This is a genomic window from Rhodoluna sp. (genome assembly GCF_049276775.1).
In the GTDB taxonomy this organism is placed as follows: domain Bacteria; phylum Actinomycetota; class Actinomycetes; order Actinomycetales; family Microbacteriaceae; genus Rhodoluna.
On sequence record NZ_JBASXC010000074.1, the window covers coordinates 1 to 2,238 of the forward strand.

General features: G+C 32.5%; 2 protein-coding genes. Both read left to right on the top strand.

Features of this window, described 5'->3' with window-relative positions:
• Positions 1-820: hypothetical protein (locus tag WAO31_RS04810; RefSeq protein ID WP_509590918.1), on the top strand; the 820-nt coding region annotated here is incomplete at its 5' end.
• Positions 821-2,238 (top strand): hypothetical protein (locus tag WAO31_RS04815; RefSeq protein WP_509590920.1); only part of this gene is annotated, 1,418 nt, incomplete at its 3' end. It lies immediately after the preceding gene.

A 2,238-nucleotide genomic window follows, 5' to 3' on the forward strand; every position in this document is an offset into this window, starting at 1 on the left:
CCTTAGAAATACTGCAATTGTAACTACTGGTAGTTTCGCTTGGGAGAATGGGATGCCTGATACAAGAGTAATATTTAATCCTCATAAAGATGGAAGGTTTAAAATAACTTGGGTTCCAGCTAAACATCTTCAAAACCAAGTGATAATAAAGAATGGTACTAAATGGCCGGGTAATGAACACCTTGGTGCATTTGGTTGTGATAGTTATGATATATCAGGTACAGTTGACCAAAGAGGATCTAATGGTTCTTTGCATGGTTTAACTAAGTTTTCTATGGAAGATGTACCTCCTAATCATTTCTTTTTAGAATATATAGCTAGACCACAAACAGCGGAAATATTTTTTGAAGATGTTTTAATGGCATGTGTATTTTATGGTATGCCAATACTAGCTGAAAATAACAAGCCAAGACTTTTATATCATTTTAAAAGAAGAGGCTATAGAGGTTTTTCAATGAATAGACCTGACAAGATTTGGAATAAACTATCTGTTACTGAAAAAGAAATAGGTGGAATACCAAACTCTAGTGAAGATATTAAGCAAGCACATGCTGCTGCTATAGAAACTTATGTTGAACAATTTGTAGGTTTATCAGATACTGGTTATGGAGATATGTATTTTCAAAGAACCTTAGAAGATTGGGCTAGATTTAACATAAACAATAGAACAAGTCATGATGCATCTATTAGTTCTGGTTTAGCTTTAATGGCTTGCAATAAACATAGATACGTTCCTGTTAATAGAATAGAAAGACAGCCTGTTAATCTAGGTTTAAAAAGATACAATAATGATGGTAGTACCTCAAAAATTATAATATAAATGAACATATACACAAATACCAATAGTTCCTTTCCAAGCCAAGTGGTTAGCGATGCAGAAAAAGCATCATTAGAGTATGGTATTCAAGTGGCTAGAGCCATTGAACAGGAATGGTTTGACCAAGGAAGGACTAATGCTAATAGGTATCAAACTAATTATAATAGCTTTCATCAATTAAGATTATACGCTAGAGGTGAACAGTCAATACAAAAATACAAAGATGAGCTTGCTATTAATGGCGACTTGTCTTATCTTAATTTAGATTGGAAACCAGTGCCTGTTATATCTAAGTTTGTGGATATTGTAGTTAATGGCATGACCCAAAAAGGTTTTCAAATTAAAGCAATGGCTACGGATCCTTTTGCTTTAAAGCAAAGAACAAATTATGCTTTTAACGCATTAAGAGATATTGAAAACAAACAAATATTAGATGAAATAAGTTCTGAGTTTGGTCAAAACTTATATGCTACATCTGATCCAAGCGTTCTTCCTGCTAATAAAGAAGAGCTAGATCTCTTTATGCAGCTTAATTATAAGCAAAGTGTTGAAATTGCCGAAGAGGAAGTTATAGATACTGTTTTAAAGCAAAACAAATACGACGAAATTAGGCAAAGGCTAGCACATGATGTAGTAGTGTTAGGTATATCTTGTACTAAAACAAGATTTAATGAATCTAATGGAATTGTTGTTGATTATGTGGATCCTGCATATTTAGTTTATTCTTATACTGAAGACCCCAATTTTGAAGACATATATTATGTCGGGGAAGTTAAATCAATTACAATACCCGAACTTAAAAAACAATTCCCTCGCATATCTGAAGAAGAGTTAAAAGATATTCAAAATATGCCTGGAAACAATCAGTATATAACTGGTTGGGGTAACTATGACGAAAATACCGTACAAGTTTTATATTTTGAATACAAAACTTATATGAATCAAGTTTTTAAAATAAAGAAAACAGAAACTGGTTTAGAAAAAGTTATTCAAAAAGATGATAGTTTTAATCCTCCAGAAAATGATAACTTTGATAGAGTGTCAAGAACAATAGAGGTTTTATATACAGGAGCTAAAGTTTTAGGTAACAATACCATGCTAGAATGGAAGTTATCGGAAAATATGACAAGACCATATGCCGATACCACTAAAGTAGAAATGAATTACGTTATAACTGCTCCTAGAATTTATAAAGGAAGAATTGAATCTTTAGTTAGCAAGATTACAGGTTTTGCGGATATGATTCAATTAACGCATTTAAAGCTACAACAAGTAATGTCCAGGATAGTTCCAGATGGGGTGTTCTTAGATATGGACGGTTTAGCTGAAGTTGATCTTGGTAATGGAACTAATTACAATCCAGCGGAAGCATTAAATATGTATTTTCAAACTGGTAGTGTTGTAGGTAGATCTTTAACACA